23 protein-coding genes and 1 pseudogene are annotated in these 18,886 nt (G+C 60.2%); 16 read left to right on the forward strand and 8 right to left on the reverse strand.

Translation table 11 applies throughout. The features are described from left to right. The first annotated feature begins 66 nt into the window (after nucleotides 1-66). The 6 genes from NKI38_RS08245 to NKI38_RS08270 all read left to right on the forward strand — a co-directional run bounded on the left by NKI38_RS08245 (nucleotide 67) and on the right by NKI38_RS08270 (nucleotide 6,227). Nucleotides 67-1,071, forward strand: a complete 1,005-nt coding sequence (locus NKI38_RS08245; RefSeq protein WP_352656301.1) for a L,D-transpeptidase family protein — start codon at nucleotides 67-69, stop codon at nucleotides 1,069-1,071. 244 nt (nucleotides 1,072-1,315) lie between these two features. Then, nucleotides 1,316-2,383, forward strand: coding sequence for a type III polyketide synthase (locus NKI38_RS08250; protein WP_352656303.1), 1,068 nt, complete (start codon nucleotides 1,316-1,318; stop codon nucleotides 2,381-2,383). Further along, complete coding sequence (locus NKI38_RS08255) at nucleotides 2,380-3,090, forward strand: methyltransferase domain-containing protein (protein ID WP_352656305.1); 711 nt, start codon at nucleotides 2,380-2,382, stop codon at nucleotides 3,088-3,090. Before NKI38_RS08250 ends, NKI38_RS08255 begins: the two co-directional genes overlap by 4 nt. 2 nt (nucleotides 3,091-3,092) lie before the next feature. Further along, complete coding sequence (locus tag NKI38_RS08260) at nucleotides 3,093-4,343, forward strand: NAD(P)/FAD-dependent oxidoreductase (protein WP_352656307.1); 1,251 nt, start codon at nucleotides 3,093-3,095, stop codon at nucleotides 4,341-4,343. Nucleotides 4,344-4,543: 200 nt separating this feature from the next. Next, a complete protein-coding gene (locus tag NKI38_RS08265; RefSeq protein ID WP_352656308.1) occupies nucleotides 4,544-5,008 on the forward strand; it encodes a DUF2231 domain-containing protein in 465 nt (154 codons plus the stop codon). A gap of 331 nt (nucleotides 5,009-5,339) precedes the next feature. Continuing rightward, nucleotides 5,340-6,227: an isocitrate lyase/PEP mutase family protein gene (locus tag NKI38_RS08270; protein WP_352656310.1), complete on the forward strand. Its 888-nt coding sequence runs from the start codon at nucleotides 5,340-5,342 to the stop codon at nucleotides 6,225-6,227. A 26-nt stretch (nucleotides 6,228-6,253) separates the two neighbouring features. Here NKI38_RS08270 and NKI38_RS08275 read toward each other — a convergent pair whose 3' ends face one another. From NKI38_RS08275 to NKI38_RS08285, 3 genes are all read right to left on the reverse strand, one after another. After that, nucleotides 6,254-6,475, reverse strand: a complete 222-nt coding sequence (locus NKI38_RS08275) for a KTSC domain-containing protein (protein ID WP_352656312.1) — start codon at nucleotides 6,473-6,475, stop codon at nucleotides 6,254-6,256. 78 nt (nucleotides 6,476-6,553) lie between these two features. After that, complete coding sequence (locus NKI38_RS08280; RefSeq protein WP_502899271.1) at nucleotides 6,554-6,991, reverse strand: GFA family protein; 438 nt, start codon at nucleotides 6,989-6,991, stop codon at nucleotides 6,554-6,556. Between the two features lie 208 nt (nucleotides 6,992-7,199). Beyond that, entirely contained in the window at nucleotides 7,200-8,198 is a 999-nt protein-coding gene (locus tag NKI38_RS08285) for an ATP-dependent DNA ligase (RefSeq protein ID WP_352656316.1), read from the reverse strand. A 224-nt stretch (nucleotides 8,199-8,422) separates the two neighbouring features. On the opposite strand from NKI38_RS08285, the pseudogene NKI38_RS08290 reads away from it, so the two are divergent. Both NKI38_RS08290 and NKI38_RS08295 read left to right on the forward strand, forming a co-directional pair. Beyond that, nucleotides 8,423-9,021 (forward strand): annotated as a pseudogene (locus NKI38_RS08290) (alpha-ketoglutarate-dependent dioxygenase AlkB). A gap of 227 nt (nucleotides 9,022-9,248) precedes the next feature. Further along, nucleotides 9,249-9,701 carry a hypothetical protein gene (locus NKI38_RS08295; protein ID WP_352656318.1) on the forward strand — a complete coding sequence of 151 codons (453 nt, stop codon included), beginning with the start codon at nucleotides 9,249-9,251 and terminating at the stop codon, nucleotides 9,699-9,701. Between the two features lie 16 nt (nucleotides 9,702-9,717). On the opposite strand, the gene NKI38_RS08300 is transcribed toward NKI38_RS08295, so the two are convergent. Beyond that, nucleotides 9,718-10,557 carry an alpha/beta fold hydrolase gene (locus NKI38_RS08300; protein ID WP_352656320.1) on the reverse strand — a complete coding sequence of 280 codons (840 nt, stop codon included), beginning with the start codon at nucleotides 10,555-10,557 and terminating at the stop codon, nucleotides 9,718-9,720. 270 nt (nucleotides 10,558-10,827) lie between these two features. Here NKI38_RS08300 and NKI38_RS08305 point away from each other — a divergent pair, with 270 nt between their 5' ends. The 4 genes from NKI38_RS08305 to ku all read left to right on the forward strand — a co-directional run bounded on the left by NKI38_RS08305 (nucleotide 10,828) and on the right by ku (nucleotide 14,048). Further along, on the forward strand, nucleotides 10,828-11,445 hold the full coding sequence (locus NKI38_RS08305; RefSeq protein ID WP_352656322.1) for a flavodoxin family protein: 618 nt from the start codon (nucleotides 10,828-10,830) through the stop codon (nucleotides 11,443-11,445). Nucleotides 11,446-11,598: 153 nt separating this feature from the next. Continuing rightward, complete coding sequence (locus NKI38_RS08310; protein WP_352656324.1) at nucleotides 11,599-11,763, forward strand: DUF3309 family protein; 165 nt, start codon at nucleotides 11,599-11,601, stop codon at nucleotides 11,761-11,763. A gap of 161 nt (nucleotides 11,764-11,924) precedes the next feature. After that, nucleotides 11,925-13,139 (forward strand): Nramp family divalent metal transporter, encoded by a 1,215-nt coding sequence (locus NKI38_RS08315; protein WP_502899272.1) that lies wholly within the window; start codon nucleotides 11,925-11,927, stop codon nucleotides 13,137-13,139. Between the two features lie 75 nt (nucleotides 13,140-13,214). Next, complete coding sequence (gene ku / locus NKI38_RS08320; protein ID WP_352656326.1) at nucleotides 13,215-14,048, forward strand: non-homologous end joining protein Ku; 834 nt, start codon at nucleotides 13,215-13,217, stop codon at nucleotides 14,046-14,048. Nucleotides 14,049-14,187: 139 nt separating this feature from the next. On the opposite strand, the gene NKI38_RS08325 is transcribed toward ku, so the two are convergent. The 3 genes from NKI38_RS08325 to NKI38_RS08335 all read right to left on the reverse strand — a co-directional run bounded on the left by NKI38_RS08325 (nucleotide 14,188) and on the right by NKI38_RS08335 (nucleotide 16,237). Further along, nucleotides 14,188-15,000 (reverse strand): DUF1236 domain-containing protein, encoded by an 813-nt coding sequence (locus NKI38_RS08325; protein ID WP_352656327.1) that lies wholly within the window; start codon nucleotides 14,998-15,000, stop codon nucleotides 14,188-14,190. Nucleotides 15,001-15,133: 133 nt separating this feature from the next. Continuing rightward, nucleotides 15,134-15,835 (reverse strand): MgtC/SapB family protein, encoded by a 702-nt coding sequence (locus NKI38_RS08330; protein WP_352656431.1) that lies wholly within the window; start codon nucleotides 15,833-15,835, stop codon nucleotides 15,134-15,136. Between the two features lie 141 nt (nucleotides 15,836-15,976). Further along, nucleotides 15,977-16,237 carry a hypothetical protein gene (locus NKI38_RS08335; protein ID WP_352627210.1) on the reverse strand — a complete coding sequence of 87 codons (261 nt, stop codon included), beginning with the start codon at nucleotides 16,235-16,237 and terminating at the stop codon, nucleotides 15,977-15,979. Nucleotides 16,238-16,537: 300 nt separating this feature from the next. Between NKI38_RS08335 and NKI38_RS08340 the strand changes: the two genes are divergently transcribed. The 4 genes from NKI38_RS08340 (at nucleotide 16,538) to NKI38_RS08355 (ending at nucleotide 18,422) form a co-directional block, all read left to right on the forward strand. Beyond that, entirely contained in the window at nucleotides 16,538-16,732 is a 195-nt protein-coding gene (locus NKI38_RS08340) for a DUF2934 domain-containing protein (protein ID WP_352656329.1), read from the forward strand. Between the two features lie 76 nt (nucleotides 16,733-16,808). Next, a complete protein-coding gene (locus NKI38_RS08345) occupies nucleotides 16,809-16,994 on the forward strand; it encodes a hypothetical protein (RefSeq protein ID WP_352627213.1) in 186 nt (61 codons plus the stop codon). Further along, a complete protein-coding gene (locus NKI38_RS08350; RefSeq protein ID WP_352656331.1) occupies nucleotides 16,991-17,887 on the forward strand; it encodes an alpha/beta fold hydrolase in 897 nt (298 codons plus the stop codon). Before NKI38_RS08345 ends, NKI38_RS08350 begins: the two co-directional genes overlap by 4 nt. A gap of 130 nt (nucleotides 17,888-18,017) precedes the next feature. Beyond that, nucleotides 18,018-18,422: a DUF427 domain-containing protein gene (locus NKI38_RS08355; protein ID WP_352656332.1), complete on the forward strand. Its 405-nt coding sequence runs from the start codon at nucleotides 18,018-18,020 to the stop codon at nucleotides 18,420-18,422. Nucleotides 18,423-18,449: 27 nt separating this feature from the next. Here NKI38_RS08355 and NKI38_RS08360 read toward each other — a convergent pair whose 3' ends face one another. Next, complete coding sequence (locus NKI38_RS08360; protein ID WP_352656333.1) at nucleotides 18,450-18,869, reverse strand: HD domain-containing protein; 420 nt, start codon at nucleotides 18,867-18,869, stop codon at nucleotides 18,450-18,452. Nucleotides 18,870-18,886: the final 17 nt, after the last annotated feature.

Genomic DNA, 18,886 nt, shown 5'->3' on the forward strand with positions numbered 1-18,886 from the left:
GGGAACCAGATAGGCTGTACCGCGTCATAGAAGCAGATTTCTGTTGCAGTCCAGGGAGTGACATTGATGATCAGGCTCCTTCTTGTCGTCGCGGCGGCGCTCGTCCTCGCATGCGGCGGGACGGAGGCGGCCAAGCTGGACTCAATCACTGTCAATCAGGCCCAATTCGCTGCCGGCGAGCCAAAGGGCATCGATCCGACAGTCCTGAAGGCGCAGATTCTCCTGGATCGCGCCCGTTTCTCGCCGGGCCTGATCGACGGCCGCCTTTCAGGGAATTTCGCCAAGGCGGTTAGCGCCTTTCAGACCGCGAACAGATTCCGAGCCGACGGCAAGCTCACCCGGGAGACCTGGGACAAGCTCGTGGCAAATTCCGCCGGCCCGGTCCTGGTACCCTATGAGGTAACGCCCAAGGATGTACGCGGACCCTTCACCAAGCGTATTCCGGCTCGCATGGAGAAGATGGCCCACTTGCGGCGGCTCGGCTATCACAACGCGGTGGAGAAGCTGGCAGAGCGCTTCCATATCAGCGAACAATTGCTCAGAGAACTCAATCCGGGCATCGGCTTCAGGAAGGCCGGCACGATGTTGGTGGTCCCAGATGTTGGCCGGGGCGATCCTCCTGTCGCCGTTGCCGGTATCGAGATCGACAAGGGCGTCCGCTCGGTGCGCGTGCTCGATGCTTCCGGCAAATGGCTCGCGGTCTACCCCGCCTCGATCGGCAGCGACGAAAAGCCGGCGCCGAGCGGCACGGCGGAAGTCAAACGCGTGGTGCACAACCCCACCTATCACTACGATCCGGACTTCGCCTTCAAGGGGGTGAAGACCAAGAGGCCCTTCACCATCGCTGCGGGGCCGAACAATCCCGTGGGATCGGTCTGGATCGACCTCTCTATCGAAAGCTATGGCATTCACGGCACGCCCGAACCCGGCAAGATCGGCACGACCTTCTCGCATGGCTGCATCCGGCTGACCAACTGGGATGCCGAAGACCTCGCTTCCATGGTGCAGAAGGGCACGAAAGTTAACTTCAAGGACCATATGGCGGACGCTGGCGACACGCGGCCGCAGTAGGCGAAACGCCGTGCGAGCCCGGCGCCGTTCGCCAGCCGCGACACCGACATGGAAACGCACGGTCCTTCGATTGCGGAACCAATATGGTGTCCGTTGGCAGTGCGGCCGCCCGGGACGAAACCGGCTCCATGAAGCGTTCATGGAACAGGCAACGCTCAAACCAGGCGCCCCAACACTGGTGCCATTGAGCAAAGACCACTCGGGCATCCGCGCCATGCAGTGCGCGGCGCCCTCGGAGACGGAAATGCCCGCTAGCGCCTATATCAACCGGATTGCGACAGCGGTTCCCGAATACGAGGTTCATAGGTTCTATCTACGGTTCGCGGCTTCCATGCTCGCCGCCAATCACCGCAGGATTTTCGAACGGATGGCCGGCCTCGCCGGCATAGAGAGCCGCTATTCCTGCTTTCCACCTGCCCTCGACCCCGAAGGGCCGTCCGCCGACCTCAGCGGAACCTTCATTCGCGGCGCGTTCCCAGGTACGGCCGCGAGAATGGCGATGTTTGGGGAAGCCGCCCCAGTGCTGGCGCAAAAAGCCGTCGACGGGCTGCACCTTGGCGACGAGGCGTCGCGCATCACCCATCTCATCGTCACCACCTGCACCGGATTTTCCGCGCCAGGCATCGACTTGGATCTGGTTAAGCGCTGCGGCCTGCCGGACGGCATCGAACGCACGATGATCGGCTTCATGGGCTGCTACGCGGCGATCAACGGCCTCAAGCTTGCCCGCCATATCGTCAGGTCAGATCCACGGGCCAGGGTCTTGCTGGTCAATATCGAGCTCTGCACCTTGCATCTCAGGGAAAGCCCCGAGCTGGAAAAGCTGCTGTCGTTCTGCCTCTGGGGTGATGGCTGCGCGGCAACTCTTGTCACCGCCGAGCCGCCCGGCATTGAACTCGACAGCTTTCATTGCATGGTCGCGGATGAGCGGCGCGACCTGATGAGATGGGATATTCGCGACCACGGCTTCGACATGGTTCTCTCCGGCCAGGTGCCGACGGCGATCCAAGACGTGTTGCGAAGCAATCAGGACGCCTTTCTCGGCGACCGGCCACCGGACGCGATCGACCTCTGGGCCGTGCACCCCGGCGGGCGCTCGGTCCTCGATGCCGTCGAGAGGGCGCTGAAACTTGCGCCCGCCGCGCTCACGCCATCGCGCGAGGTGCTGCGCCGATACGGCAACATGTCGTCGGCGACGGTCATGTTCGTGATGGAAGAAATGCTGAAGGCCCCATCCGGACTGCTCGGTTGCGGTATGTCGTTCGGACCCGGACTGACGGCCGAAACCATGCTTTTTCGCACCGTGTCATGAACGCGCTCAGTCACCGCAGCCTCGTCCCGGAAATCCTTGACCGGCTTGCGGCCGACGATCCGCGGGCGCTCGCCTCGCGCAGCGACCTCCGATGGATCAACGCGTTGATGTTTCAGGCGCCGATCATGGCGTCTTTGCTCAGGAAATTCCTGCCAAGAGCGCCGCACCGCATATTGGAGATCGGCGCCGGCGACGGTACCTTCATGCTCAAGCTCGGAAGGCGATTGGCACGGCACTGGCCCGAGGTAGAGCTGACCTTGCTCGACCGCGTCGGCCTTGCCAGTACCGGAGTCCTCGCCGAATTCAACAGGCTGGGATGGAGCACCGAAGTCATCACCGCTGACGTCTTCGACTGGGCCGAAGGGACTGGGGGCGAGCAGTTCGACGCTATCACCGTCAATCTGTTCCTGCATCATTTCGATGACACCGAACTCGTGCGTCTGTTTTCACTGCTGGCGCGGAAAGCCCCGCTGCTCCTGGCGACGGAACCGCTGAGGGCAAGGTTCGCGCTGGCCGCGACCCGTCTTCTCCCGGCGATCGGCGCCAACGACGTCACGCGACATGACGCGGCTCAGAGCGTGCGCGCTGGCTTTCGTGGCAAAGAGCTTTCCGACCTCTGGCTTGCGGCCGGCGGCAGGCCACTCGAGGAGCGGCGTGCCGGTCCGTTCTCGCACGTCTTCGCCGGCGCAAGTGCACGATCGAGATGATCATGAGACGACCATCCACCCACGATGCGATTGTCATCGGGGCCGGCCCGGCAGGCACTTCGCTGGCGTTGCTGCTGGCCCGGCGCGGGTGGACCGTGGCGGTCGTGGAAAAGAGAATGTTCCCGCGTCGCAAGGTGTGTGGCGAATACATCTCGGCAAGCAATCTAGCGCTTCTCGACCGGCTTGAGGTCGGCAACGCCTGGCGCGCCAATGCCGGCCCCGAAATCCGCCGCGTCGGCTTCTTTTCCGGCGCGACTTGCATCGAGGCGCCGATGCCGGGTGGAAAATACGGGCCTCCTGCAAAAGACGCCTTCGGCCGGGCGCTGGGCCGGGACATGCTGGACCATCTGCTGCTGCAGGCGGCGCGATCGGCAGGCGCGGAAATCTTCCAGCCTTGCCGCGCTGTCGCCGTTGATCAGGATGGCGACATGCAAGCGGTGCGAATTCAGGCAAAAGACGAGAATTCCGGGGACGAAACGACAGTCTTGCGGGCTCCGGTAGTTGTCGCCGCGCATGGTTCCTGGGAACCGGGACCGCTGCCAAGCCAGCTCGAAAAGGCCAGCCACGCGTCGGACCTGCTCGGCTTCAAGGCGCACTTCACCGGGTCGTCACTCGCGCCTGATCTGATGCCTCTGCTGATATTTCCCGGCGGCTATGGCGGCATGGTCCTGGCTGATCATGGCCGGCTGTCGATCTCCTGCTGCATAAAGCGTGACATGCTCGCGCGGCTACGCAAGAACTATGGCTCCGAACCTGATGACCCTAGGCAGGATGGCCATCCGTCGGCCGCCGACGCGGTCTTTCGCCATCTCATGGCCTCTTGCCGAGGTGTGAGCGATGCTCTTGAGGGGGCTCGCCTCGACGGTCCGTGGCTTGCAGCCGGCCCGATCCGGCCCGGCATCCGCGCCTGTTATGAAAAGGATATCTTCCGCGTCGGCAATGCCGCCGGGGAGTCTCATCCAATTATCGCCGAAGGCATCTCGATGGCACTTCAGTCCAGCTGGCTGCTGGCCGCCGAAATCGCCGGCGCGTCAAGCGGCCGGGCGGGCCGCGACGCTACCGGCAGACGCTACCAGGCGGCCTGGAGAGGACTGTTTTCGACGCGCGTCTACGCGGCCGCAGCCATCGCCCGATTGGCCCTTGGGCCCGGTGGCGCTGCATTAATGGGCGCGGCTGTCCGGAGTTTCCCGCAGGCGCTGACACTGGGCGCGCATATAAGCGGCAAGACGAGGGCGATCCCCGGTCTTGGATGATCGGCGCTGCGGCTTCCGTTGGCAGCATTGTCCGAGCAAGGTTATGGAACATTCCATCGGAACCAGCGTTTTACCAAGGTTTTGAGGCTATTTGCATCCAAGGCGCAGCGGGGTTTGTGATCATTGCTGTGCCTTTTTAGATAGTGCACCGCAATCCGACGTGGACGCGAACACGCGCCCCATTTGTTGGAGCCAATACGATGACCCACAACCCGCACAGCACAGCCAGCGTCGCCGGCCATCCAATTCATCCCATGTTGATTCCATTCCCTATCGCTTTTTTTGTTGCTGCCTTCGTTTGCGACTTGATCTTCTGGCGAACAGGCAATCCGGGATGGGTCACCGGTTCGCTGTGGCTTCTCGGAGCGGGCCTGATAATGGCGGCCCTAGCCGCTCTTGCCGGCTTGACCGACGTTCTGGGCGATGTTCAGATTCGCAATCTCACGACGGCATGGCTTCATGCAGGGGGAAATATACTCGTCGTCCTGATCGAACTTTACAACTGGTACTCCCGATACGAACATGGGGAGGCGGCTGTGGTTCCTACTGGCCTGATCCTGTCGTTGATAGTGGTTCTCATCCTGCTGTTTACAGGCTGGAAGGGATGGGAAATGGTCTATCGGCATCGCGTGGGTGTCGCTGACGGTTCGGACGAATTGCGCTGAACCGCGCGGCTTGCAACCGGGATATCGTTGCAAGTGCCAGCCGGCATCTCGACGCCCATGATCGTGATCTCAAAACAGATGCAAACCGCCGGCCGGATTGGTACCCCGCGAGCGCTTCCGGTAAATCCGCAAGATCTTCCGCTGAGGTGAAGCGCCCTTTGCCTCTCTCGGCACGTGCGAGTCCTACGAAATCGGCGCTTTGACCGTGTCAGCTTCAGCGGTGTCACAATGTCGGGCCAAACACTCTCCCGAAAGCGCCTGGAACCTCGATCTATCGCTCGCGTTTCCGACGGGAGGTTCGAAAATGGTCCGGCGTCTATCCTGGAAATCGATGATTGATCATAACGCGCCGCTTGTGTTGCCGTCGGCGGGCGACGCGCTGACGGCCCGGTTGATCGAGCGCGCCGGATTCCCGGCCTATCAGATCGGCGGGTTCGCCATGGTCGCGGCCATGCACGCGGTGCCCGACATCGATCTCGAACAGTTTGGCGAAAAGCATGCCAGGGCACGTGAGATCGTCGAGGCTTCCGACCTGCCGGTGCTGATCGACGGCGACGACGGCTATGGCGACGTCAAGAACGTGACGCGCACCGTCAGGAGCTACGAGGCGATCGGTGCCTCGGCTCTGTTCATCGAGGACCAGAAGCCACCCAAACGCTGCGGCCACATGGCTGGCAAGGAGGTCGTTGCGCCGGAATTCATGGAGCAAAAGATTCGCGCCGCCGTCGCGGCACGCGCCGACCCGGATTTCTTCCTGCTTGCCCGCACCGATGCGCGGCAGCCGCACGGGCTGCGCGATGCGATCGAGCGCGGCAAGCGCTATCTCGACGCCGGTGCCGACGGTGTCTACGTCGAGGGGCCGACCAGCGTGGAGGAGCTGACCCAGGTCGGCGAGGCGTTCAGAAACGTTCCACTGGCCACGAGCATCCTGGAGCGCGGCGGCAAGACGCCCTGGCAATCGCCTGCCGAGTTGCATGAAATGGGCTACGACATGATCCTTTATCCGACGACGCTTCTGTTCCGCGCTGTCCATGCCCTGCAGCAGGCGCTCGACGATTTGCGGCAAGGCAAGCCGCTGGTGCCGGAAGCAAGCGTCGACCTCGCGGGCTTCGAGGACATCGTGCGCATGTCTGAATGGGCCGGGATCGAGAACCGTTTCATGGGTCAATCTCACGACGGCATGATAAAGAAAATCAAGCAGAAGCTGTCGGGAGAGTGACCCCGCACGGCCCGCGATCGAGCACTTCATTTCCCAACGGCCCGCCGTTCCCCAAAGCGGCGATATTTGTGATGATCACGAATGAATTCATTGAAGAAACGGCCTTTGGATGAGGCCTTTCTGAAAGCGGCGTAGGTCGCCGGTGCCACGTCCTCATAGTCATAGCGGATACCGCTCGGCACGAACCAGACCGAGAGGATCCTGGTCGCGGGATCGTAGTTCGTGTCGCGGATCACAGTCGACGGCATGTCGGCACCCGATGTCACTCGGACAAAACCCGCTGGGGATTGTCCGGTTCCACTACGGGGACTGCTTACTCCTTGCCGCTATCTGTCACGCGGATTGCCGAATTCCGCATCGCGCTTCCTCGAGTATCGATCGACGCGCGGCAGGTTGTCGTCAAAATCGACCCAAGGCAGCCTCAGGGCCCAATAGGCATGGGCCTGAGGCCGGAAACGTTCGGGATTGTCGAAGAAGCCGATTGCCAGATAAAGCTCGTCCGGCAGGCCGTCATCGCGATAGCCTATCGAGGTCCCGCAGTCCGGGCAGAATGTCCTGACGACGCCGCATGTCCTGGAAAAGGCTTTCGGTGTTCCCTTGAGCAGCCGGAATTGCTCCGGCCGATAACCGACCCATACGGTAAGCGGACTTCCAATGGCCCGCCGGCAATCGTCATCATGATCGTAGCATATCCAGAAAGGCTCACCGTCCATGACGGCGGTAATCCCTCCGCAAAAGCAGGCGCCGGTCTCAAGTCGCGGCATTTGGAGGCCTGATCGCTGCTGGATTCCGCTGAGAGGCTGGTGATGATACTGCGAATCCTTGGGCGCTAGCGATCACCGCATCGATGGGAAGCTTTGCATCATTTGGCATGTCAAGGAATCCTCCGACAGATGGTCTTCGAACCAGCGAACCCAGAGTTGGTTCCTTCGACACAAGAAATCGCCTTTTGGAGAGCGAACGCAGGAGAGGCTATTTGATCTGCTCGAACGTACATTGCCGTGGTGCCTTGTCCGGTCGCCAGCGCAGCAGCTTGGTGCCATGGCGGAACCGGTCACTGGTAACGTGATCGAAGCGAACCTCAACCACCAGTTCGGGTTTCAGCGGTTCCCACTCTCCGCTGCGCTCGGTACTCCAACGGCTCGGCCCACCGGGCGCCTTGCCGGTGAACCCAGGCTCAGCCCGCAGCCCCTCCAGCCTTCTCGTGAGCGCTGCCCTGTCATTGTTGCCGATGGTCGAGGTGAAGCCGACATGGTCGAGCTTGCCGTCATCATTGTAGAGACCGAGGAGCAGCGAGCCGACTTCACGACTGCCAGCGAGGTAGCGGAAACCACCGACGACGCAATCGGCGCTACGCAGCCGCTTTACCTTCACCATTGCACGTTGGCCGGGCAGATAATGACCCTCGAGCAATTTGGCGACGATGCCGTCGGTCGACCCATGTCCGGCTCCTCTTAGCCATTGTGCTGCGGTGGCGTTGTCATGCGTGCACTTCGACAGACGAAGATCCGGATTGTCCGAGGAGGTCACGAAATCCTCGATCGCCCGCCTCCTCTCGGCAAGTGGTCTGTCCGTGATGATCCGACCGCCGGGTTCGGCAAGCATGTCGAAGAGGATCAGCTTGGCGGGCGTTTCCGAGCTCAGCCTACGGATTCTGCTCTGCGCGGGGTGAAGACGCATCTGCAACGCTTCGAAGGAAAGCGTGCCTTCGACCTCGATGACGATCTCGCCGTCGATGACGAAATGCCCACTCTTGAGGTCGCGTACCGCCGCAATGATCTCGGGAAAATAGCGGCCGAGCGGCTTCCCGGACTTGGCGCGCAAGTCCACGGCATTGCCATTCTTGAACACCAGACAGCGAAATCCATCCCATTTGGGTTCGTACTGCCAGGGCCCATTTTTTTCGGGGATCGCGTTGGCAATCTTCGCCTCCATTGGACGGATGTCGAGCGGCAGTGGAAAGATGTTCATTGATCTCTGGTCCCGAGGACGCGATGCCAACCCAACCGTCTTGCGGCCGCTCCGTTCCGTTGGATAACGCAGGTGACGGAGTGCCGCCGCGCCGACGCTCCCGTTGACGATCAGAATTCGCTCAAGCTGGGCGAGCGAGGTCCAATCGTTCTGGAAGATTTCGACAACGCTGTTGGAAACAATCTGGAGGTTGCCGGATGGGTTCGCTTCACCATCTAAGGACCATGCCGTCGCTCAAATCCAAGACTGCCGCTTCCGCGCGCCAAGCCGATCTCTTCGGTGCCACCGACGATCTGCCGGAGGGGTTCTTCTATCGGCCCGACTTGATCACGCCGGAAGAAGAAACCGAACTCGCCCGGCACCTGGAAGGCCTGCCTTTTCAAGCGTTTGATTTTCATGGCCATCTGGCAAACCGACGCGTCGTCGGTTTTGGCTTGCGCTACGATTACGAGCGGCGTGAAGTCGTGGAGGCGCCCCCGATACCTGATTTCTGTTTTCTCTGCGCAAGAAGGTCGCGGTCTTGGCTAGCCGGCCAGCCGAAGCTTTCGCGCAGGTGTTGATCAACGAGTACCTGCCTGGCGCTGGCATCGGCTGGCACCGCGACAAGCCTCATTTCGAAGATGTGGCGGGCGTTTCGCTGCTGGCGCCTTGCAGTTTCCGCCTCCGGCGAAAAAACGGCACCAGATGGGATCGGCAGACCATCCTCGTTGAGCCACGGTCGGCCTATCTCATGACCGGTCCCTCGCGCACGGAATGGGAGCACAGCATCCCGCCGGTTGCCGAGCACCGCTATTCGATCACCTTGCGGACATTGCGGGCTTAAGATCCCTGTGCCTCACGCTGGCCTTTCAGAATGCTGGGGCTTCGCGACGGGCTCTCACGATGAACGCCAGCCGTTCCTCTTCAACGCTGGTGCACAGCGCGACGTGACTTCCGCAACCCAGTAGGTACTCACAGGCTTGCGGGTAAATCGGGCTTGGCCGCACAATTCAAACCACCTTTCCAACCATGCCGATTGCCCTAGCTGTTCTCCTCGAGAGGAGACCGGATATGGCGATCTATGGACTGAGGGTGATTAGCTTCATTTTCGTTGCATTGGCTTTCATCCCGGCCGGCGCGCATCTCTTCGCGATGTTCAACAAGATGAAGCTCGACGGGACGAGTTATCTGGCCGCGCAACGCGCCTATGATGGCTGGAGCCTGTTTGGCATCGTGGTGCTGGGGGCGTTGCTCTCGACGGCTGCCCTGGCCGTTTTGCTTTATCGGTCAGGCGGATCGTTTGGTTTGATCGTGGTCGCCTTTCTCAGCATCGGCGCCACGCAGTTTGCCTTCTGGACGCTGACATATCCGACCAATCGGGCAACGCGGAACTGGACCATTCTGCCTGAAAACTGGGAGTTGCTCCGGCGCCAATGGGAATATTCGCATGCCATCGCCGCGGGTCTCAATGCTTTGGCGCTGCTGCTGGTTTTCATATCGGCGCTTCGCACCGCAGGGCGCTGAGCAGCATTCGCATGTGCTATCTCGGTGCAAATTCCGCCAGCGCCTTGACGAATGCCTCCGGTGCCTCGATAGGCAGAAACTCGCCGCAATTGGCGATCACATGGCCTTGCAGGTTCTTCGCACCCGATAGCCTCAAACCTTCGAGATAGTCGTCGATCGATCCGAAGTCCGCGTCACCGCGGATGTAGAGAAGTGGAACCTCGATGGTTGCCCGAACGGCGTTGGCCTTGGCATCCGCTTCAAATGCGCGGTACCAGTCAAAGCCAGCCTTGAGTGCCTCCGGCCTCGAATAGGCCGCGGTGAAGATCTGCCGCATTTCATTCGTCACGGCACCATGCCGGCCAGCGAGCAGATCAAAGAAGAAGTCGAAATACGCACGCTGATGGCCGGTCACCAATAATTCCGGCAGCTCCGGCACCGCATGGAACGCAAAGTGCCAGATGGCCGGGTTTGCGATTACATCAGCCCATGGATGAAGGCCGGGTGTGACCGTATTCATCGGCACCGCGCCAACGATGCGGTCACCGTAATAGCGCGCTGCGGCGAAGGCGATCATGCCGCCGACGTCAAAGCCGGCAACCACCATGGACCTGGCGCCAATCGCCTCGGCGGCTGAAATCACGATATCTGCCAGGACTTTCTTCTCCGCCGATGGCGGGGCACCTCGCGATCCGCCAATCTCCGGAAGGTCGAAAGCCAAAGTGAAGTATCGCTTGCCGAGTTCGTCGAGCACTCCATCGTAGATTTCTCTGGAGTGGGGCCAGCCATGAAGAAGGATCAGGGCAGGCCGAGCCGGATCGCCGGCCACGGACACCGCCAGCCGCACGCCGCCTACTTCTGGGGTCTGGACGCGCATTGTCTATCCATTCGCAAGAACTCTGGGGAAACGACGGTCGGTCGAATAGGTTGCCGCCAGGGCCAGCGTTGCTCGACGTCGCCGCCCGTTCCCAGCAGGCGTCATTGGATGGCAAAAACCTGGGAATTCTCGTGCCAGGTCGAGTGGCCCGTCAGCGGAACAAGCCTTTACCCTCAGCGTTAAATGCCAAACAATCCCGCAACAAGTTGCATAAACGCGCCGCCGCGTGGCAGCCGCGGCGATTGGCTGGGATAATGCAGGAGATCTCACATGCCACTTACGGCCTTCGCCCTCAATTGCTCGCTGAAAGCTTCCAACGACAGAGAAAAATCTTCCACGGACCGGTTGCTTGCCGATGTCCTGGCGGCGCTGGTGCCATACGGCGTCAAAGGCGAGATCGTGCGTTCGGTCGATCACGATATCAAGCCGGGTGTGCTTTCCGATATGGGCAAGGGCGATGATTGGCCGAAGCTCAGGAAGAAGATACTGGCGGCCGACATCTTCGTGCTCGGGCTGCCAATCTGGCTCGGCCAGCCCTCGAGCGTGGCCAAGCGCGTTCTGGAGCGAATGGATGCATTTCTGGAGGAGACTGACGACAAAGGGCGCATGCCGGCGGCAGGAAAGGTGGCTTTGATAGCCATCGTCGGCAACGAGGACGGGGCGCATCACTGCCACGCCGAATGTTTTCAAGCACTGAACGACGTTGGCTTCACCATTCCCGCCAATAGCGGGGTCTATTGGGTTGGCGAAGCCATGGGCGATGTCAATTATGTCGACTTGCCGGAAACACCGGAAAAAGTCTCCGGCACGATTGAAATGGCTGCATCCAACGCCGCCCATCTCGCTGGATTGTTGAAAGGCCAAGGCTATCCAGGCGTCGCGGGGTGACTTTGTTCAAGGCATGTTGAAACTGTCAAGAACCGACGTGTCAAAACCAGTGGACCTCGCCGGGAACAGGAAGGCTTGTGGCGAGTTCATAGTCTTAGCAGGCGGGCGCCGCTGCGTTTCGCAACGGAGGTAAGCTGCAGACGGGAGAACGTCATGAGTCTCGGCACCATTCTTATCATCATTCTGATTCTTGCATTGCTTGGCGGCTTTAGTGGACTTGGCGGCGGGCCATTCTACGGCACCGGCTACTATGGTGGCGGCGGTCTTGGTCTGCTGCTGCTTATTATCATCATCCTGGTCGTGCTCGGGCGCATCTAGCGTCACCTGACGCGAATCTCCGACCCGTCGCTTCTCAGGAAGCGGCGGGCCCTTTGTAATGCCCCGATTAAACGACAGCGAAGGAGCGAGCGCTGAACGCCGATGTTTCCGGTTGGGTGAGGGCACTCAAATCACGGTTTCTCACCGTCCTCGGACCGGGCTTGATAACCGGAGCCTCCGACGATGATCCGAGCGGCATTGCCACCTATTCACAGGCTGGTGCGCAATTTGGCTACGGACTGACATGGACGATGCTGTTCAGTTATCCACTGATGTCCGTGATTCAGGAAATCAGCGCGCGCATTGGCCGGACCACCGGCCGGGGCATCGCCGGCAACATGCGGGTCTACTATCCAAACTGGCTGCTGCAGGCGATTGTTTTTCTTCTTCTCATCGCCAATACCATCAATATCGGCGCCGACCTTGGTGCCATGGCCGATGCGTTGCGGCTTATCGTTGGCGGCCCGCAACTGCTTTACGTCGTGCTTTTTGCGGGCATATCGGTGGTTCTTCAGATATTCTTGAAATACAGCCGCTATGTCTCGATCCTGAAATGGCTGACGGTTTCGCTGTTTGCCTATTTCGGTACCATCCTGTTCGTGCACGTGCCCTGGGCGGAAATCGCGCGCGGATTGTTCATCCCGACATTGTCGCCAGACCCGCAGTTCTGGACCACGGTCGTGGCCATTTTCGGCACGACCATCAGCCCTTATCTGTTCTTCTGGCAAGCCTCGCAGGAGGTTGAAGAAGAAAAGGCCAGTCGACGCAAGCCTCTGAAAAAGGCACCGCGGCGGTCAACCCACGCTATCAAGCGCATCCGGCTGGATACCTATATTGGAATGGCATTCTCGAATGTGGTGGCGCTTGCCATCATGATCACCGCAGGCGCCACACTGCATGCCGGGGGTGTCACCGACATAACATCCTCGAGCCAGGCCGCGGAAGCGCTGAAACCCGTCGCCGGCCAGTTCGCCTTCACAATCTTTGCCCTCGGCATCATCGGAACCGGGCTCTTGGCAATTCCGGTCCTTGCCGGGTCGGCCGGCTATGCGCTCGGCGAGGCGCGCAAATGGCCGATCGGGCTGGAGCGCGAACCGCTGCAGGCGAAAGCGTTCTACGCGGCGATCGCCCTGGCGACGCTCCTTGGTGCGTGTCTCGACTTTACGCCTGTCAATCCGATCAAAGCCCTCTACTGGAGCGCGGTCGTCAACGGCGTGGTCGCGGTCCCGGTGATGGTGGTGATGATGCTGATGACGGCGCGACGCGATGTGATGGGGAATGCCGTTGTCCCATTGGCCATGCGCTTGGTGGGCTGGGCAGCGACGGGCATCATGACGTTGGCGGCGGCGGTCATGATTTTCCAATTGTTGTACTAGCAGGCGTTCATGTGCGTCAGGAACCATTCGCGGCACCACTCGTTCAGAATCCATCGGCAAGTTGTGAGGATTGCAATGGTCGCGCCGCGTGCTGCCTGGAAAGGCTTCCTGAAGGTCGGATCGGTTTCATGCGGGGTCAAGATCATCGGTGCCGTCACCGAGGCCGAAAGAATTCGCTTCAGGATCCTGAACCGCAAGGACGGATTGCCGGTCAGGAGCGCTTATGTCGATGATGGAACCGGCGAAACGGTCGAAGCCGAAGACCAGCTGAAAGGCTATGAGACCGGAAAAGGCGACTTCATTCGGATCGAGCCGGCTGAAATCAAGAAGCTCAAGCTGGTGTCGCAGCACACGCTCGAGGTTGGCGGCTTCGTGCCGATTGATGACATCGATGCCCGGTATCTCGAAAAACCCTATTACCTTGTTCCCGCAGATGCCGCATCCGCGGAAGCGTATGCTGTGATCCGGGATGCAATGGCACACAAGAAGGTGGCCGCCCGCTCCTGCGTGGTGCTGTATCAGCGCGGCAGGGAAGTGCTGATCCAGGCAGAAGGCAAGGGCATGCTCTTGACCGAGCTGCGCAATCACAACGAGATGATTTCAGCGCAGTCGGTATTCAAAGGCCTGAAGGACCGTAAGGTCGATCCGGAGATGCTGGAAATCGCCCAGCTTCTGATCGACAAGAAACCCGCCAAATTCGATCCGTCGAAATTCGAAGACACCTATGAAAACGCGCTCATCGCGATGATCGAGGCAAAGCGCAAGGGCAAGAAGCCGCCGAAGCCGGCGCCAAAACCCAAGACCAACGTCGTCAATCTCGCCGACATTTTGCGCAAGAGCCTGGCGCAGGAGGGTGGCAAACCCACCACCAAGGCGAAGTCGACCGCGGCGAAACGCAAGAGTGCATAGGACTTTCACCCATCACGCTGCTGCATCATCATGGTGAGGGCATCCTTCGTGCCCGGGGCGACAGGAGATTCTCGCCAGCGCTCTCAGTGGGGCGGCCCACCCCGACATGGGCGGGGCGGACCGCCACTGGCCGCAACTGTTAGGTCAAAATCAGCACGATCTTGAGCGTATCCGGATCGACGATGACAATCCGACCGTCGGCAAGCAGGAAATATTCATAAGCTTCGTAAGCCGGGACGATCTTGACGATGCGAGCCGGCAAACGATGCAGCCTGATTTTGTGCCGCGGAATTTCCACGCCTACGGAGATGTCGAAATCGACATTGGCCACCGGTTCGATCTTCGTCTCCCTGATCACCTGGGTGATCTGGGTTTTCTGTTCAACCGTAATATTGTTGATCGAGCCAGTCGACGTCGTATCCTGTGTAGGAGTTTTGCCCTGGGCCTGCTCGTCGGTCTGGACCTTGGCCTTGCCCTGCGCCTGCTGGTCCGTGGTGGCGCCAGCCTGCTCGCCGGTCTGGACCTTGGCCTTGCCCTGAGCCTGCTTCTCGGTCTGGACCTTGGCTTTGCCTTGCGCCTGCTGGTCCGTGGTGGCGCCGGCCTTGCCCTGGGCTTGCTCGTCGGTCTTGACCTTGGCTTTGCCTTGCGCCTGCTGGTCCGTGGTGGCGCCGGCCTTGCCCTGAGCCTGCTCGTCGGTCTGGACCTTGGCTTTGCCCTGGGCCTGCTGGTCCGTGGTGGCGCCGGCCTTGCCCTGAGCCTGCTCGTCGGTCTGGACCTTAGCCTTCCCCTGTGCCTGCTCGCCCATCTTCGAACCGGTCTGGCAGTTATCCGTCCCCGAAGGACAATTGGTGTCAGCGCCTGATTGGCTTTCGGCTGGCTGTTGTGTCTGAGCCATCGCCATCCCGCAGCCGAGACCGATCGCCAACATGCTGGTCATGAGAACGTGTTTCATAGGAAATCTCCTGTGAAAAGTTCGTCCCTTCGTTGGGTAAACTTGAACCAAAAAACTTTGTTCCGAGATGGCGCTGCGCGACTGCCAAAAATGACAAAGGCCGAGCGCTCTTCAAACCGACAGGGAATTCCGTTCAGTGCGCCGGCTCGCTGACCAGGCTGAATCTCTTGACTTCGCAGTGCTGATCCAAAAGCGAAAGCAAATCCGTCGGCGGGCCGCTACGGTCCGGTCGCGTCCAGCCAATTTCAAATGAGAATACAGGGTCGTGGTGATCCGGGCGCCGCTCCATTCCGACCAGCCGTGCCCGGTAACCGAGCGGCTTGACGATTTCGCCGAGATCGCCGGTCTTTCCCGCCCTCCAGGCGATATCCAGTTCGGCGTGATGGTCGCGGGGAATGCGCACGTCGATCCATTTCAGCACGAGAAGTGTCAACAAGGTTAGCGCCGTCCCAGCCACCCCCAAACCATACTGACCGCCGCCGAACGCCAGTCCGATCGCCGTCATCACCCATAATGTGGCAGCCGTTGTGACTCCGCTGACAAGGTTGCCGCGGCGAAGGATGGCGCCCCCGCCGATAAAGCCGACACCGGTCAGCACGCCAAGCGGAAAGCGCAACACGTCCATGGAGGCAAAGGAATCGGGATTTTTGCCGCCGACTCCCAGCAGCAGATTTGCCTGTGCCATTGTGAGAGCGGCGGCCAATCCTACCAGAATGGTCGTCCTCAATCCTGCCGAATGGCCGCGCGCTTCGCGATCCAATCCTATCAGCGCACCGGCAAGCACGGTCAAAACCAACCGTGCCGCTATATCTTGCCAATCCGGACTAAGGGGCATCGCAATGACCTGGGTTCGAACCCTCGCGGGCACTCAATCCGCAGTCGCACGTTAGGTTCCCAACGACGTCTTGACGGTAAGCCGTGCGATCGATTGGCAGAAGAGATAACGGCGCATGGCGTCAGCCCAGCGAGCATGGACTTAGCGGCGCGGATAACGGATCGGAATCTGCACCACATTCTCCGATCCAGGCAGATCGAACGCCATGGCCAACTGGCGAACGGAGGCCATTTCCACGATCAGTTCTTCGATCGAGAGGTCCGGCAAACCTGTCTTCACCTTCTGCCTCACCCTGGCTGCAAGCTCATGAACCCGCACGGGAACGAAAAGCGGACTGTCATCCAGCAGCTTGCTGATTTCGATCACTACATCGGCGTCGATGTCTTTCGGCAATTCCCGCATGGGCGTCACCTTGGTCTCGAAATGCCCGTCAAGTCTTTCGATCCGGGGCGATCAGGGCACTGCCCATCGGGCGATGGTGGAGGCCAGGCGTGCAGGGCGCAGATCAACAGTCAGATACATTGATCCGCCAGCGCCGGCATGTCACGAAAAAACGTCGGTACGGCAATAACCAAGCGGTTTGAGCTCGCAATCCATCTGCGTCTTGTTTGAAACGCAGCGCCCGCGGCGGTTCTCTCCTGGCAGAGAGGAACAAAAAATATCGTCCGGAATTGAGATTGATAGATCGGAGGATCGAATGTCATGGACAGCAGGGAAGAGCGCATCAAACGGCGTGCCTACGAAATTTGGGAGCGGGAGGGCCGTCCGACTGGGCGCGAGCAGGAGCACTGGGATCAAGCCGTGCAGGAGATAGAGGGAGAAGGTCCGGAGGCCGAACGCGGCCCTACCGTTCCTGACCCGACAGTCAGCGCCGGCTCAAAAAGCTCGAAGGATTGAAGGCTGGCCCGAGCGCCACCCAGGCAACCAAATTCGCGGAGCCTCGTTTGTCGAATATCAGCCAGAGGAGGTTTCGATGAAGAGATCCTTGTCGCTTCTGGTGTTGGCTGCGGCTCTTGCGCTCGGCGCCTGTGATAACAGCATCGAACCGACGAAAGCCAACACCGACGCCGTCAACAAGAACCCGCAGGTCGACCAGGATGCCAGACCCAAGTCGACGACTGGCGGCGACCAGCCGGTTACAGCACCGGAGAGCAAATGAACCCCGTCTCATCTTGCGATACGCCACTGCTGCGCATCGCCTACCTCGGTGGCGGGCCAGAAAGCGGTGCGCCCGTTGTCCTGCTGCATGGTTGGCCGGACGACGCGACCACTTACGCGCGCATTTCGCCGGTCCTGCATGAGGCCGGCTTTCGAACGTTTTCGCCGTGGCTGCGAGGTTTTGGAAGGACATCGTTCCTGTCGAAGGAAACCATGCGATCCGGCGAAATTGCTGCAATGGCGCAGGATGTGCTGGACTTTGCCGACGCGCTTGGCCTCAGCCGCTTTGCTGTCGTCGGGCACGACTGGGGAGCACGGATCTCCTACCTCCTGGCTTCGATTTTTCCCGATCGCATCAGTTGCTGTGCCGCGCTATCGCTCGGCTGGCAACCCGGCAAGCCGGTAACGCCAGCGCCTGAACAGGCGAAAGCATTTTGGTATCAATGGTTCATGGCAACAGCGCGCGGCGCCGAGTTCGTGCGAAAGAATCGCAAGGAATTCGCCAGATTCCAATGGGACAGCTGGAGCCCATTGGGCTGGTTCGACGATGCCATTTTCGATGAAGTGGCTGCATCCTTCGAAAATCCGGATTGGCCTGATGTGACGCTGCATTCCTATCGGGTTCGTTGGGGTGAGGCGGAGCCCGATCCCCGCTACGCGGAGCTGGCCCGCCGGCAAACATCGGTCAAGATCATCACGGTGCCGACCTTGACGCTGCATGGTGGCGACGACCGTGTTGTGCTGACCGCATCGTCGGAAGGGCTGGAGGAGCATTTCAGCGCGCCCTACAAACGCGTGGTCCTGAATGCAGTCGGGCACTTCCCAACACGTGAGGCCCCACACGAGGTTTCGCGACTGTTGGCGAGCTTTCTCGACAGTTACGGCAGGCAATAAAGCGCTTGGCTCGGCAGTCATTCGGCTTCATCGGGCGGCTGGAACCTGATGCATCGCCGCGCATTTCGTCTCCATGGATGGCGGACCGGAACGCCGTCGCGCGATCAATCGGTAGCCAAGGAGAATTCGGATGCAAACTCCAGTCGCAACTGCTGAACACCACCAACTGACCATAGAACCGTTTGCCGGCGCGGTGACGGTGCGATTTTCCGATGCCATAGTCGCGGCTACGGAGCATGCGAAGATACTCAGGGAAGAGGGACATGAGCCGGTGTTCTATATCCCTTTCGAAGACATCTATTTCGAGCTTTTCGAAAAGACAAACACGACAAGCAGCTCACCGCTGAAGGGAACCGCGAGCTATTGGCGTGTCCATGCTGTCGGTGGCTCGGCCGATGACTTCATGTGGACATACGAGACGCCGGATACGGCAGCGCGGGCCATTGCACGTCATGGAGCTTTCGATCCGGAAAAGGCGCGCATCGATATCGACCCGGTGGAGGACAAAAGGCACACGCCACATGTCAGGGAATAGTATCGTTGGACCTCTGGCGGGCATTTGCTAGCGCTCGGAGAATTCCTCATTGAGGATGCGCAAGGCTTCTTCGTATTTGGCTGTCGAGGCCCCAATTTGCCGTGACTGCCAGATGTTGTCTTCGAGGTCAGCGCGTTTTACCGGCAGCGCCAGCGGATTCGATGCAGCCCGCCGTACGAACGTGAAATAGTCCTCGCCGTCTCTGCGCGACATGGCATCGACCGCAGAAGCAATCGACGGTCCAAAGCCGGTCTCTTCCAGCTTGGCTCGAGACCAGCCTTCGCCTTTTTCCAGGACATCATGCAGATAGGCGACGACTTTCTGATCCATCGTCTCGACAGCGTCGACGACACGTCGGCAATGCTCGATATAGGGTTGCCCGGTCTTGTCGCGCTGCGTTGCGTGAACCTCTTCCGCAATCTTGGCCGCTCGATAGAAAATGCTCATCGCCGCTGTCCCGGCCG

This window comes from Mesorhizobium sp. M0621 (genome assembly GCF_040320745.1).
Taxonomy (GTDB): Bacteria; Pseudomonadota; Alphaproteobacteria; order Rhizobiales; family Rhizobiaceae; genus Mesorhizobium.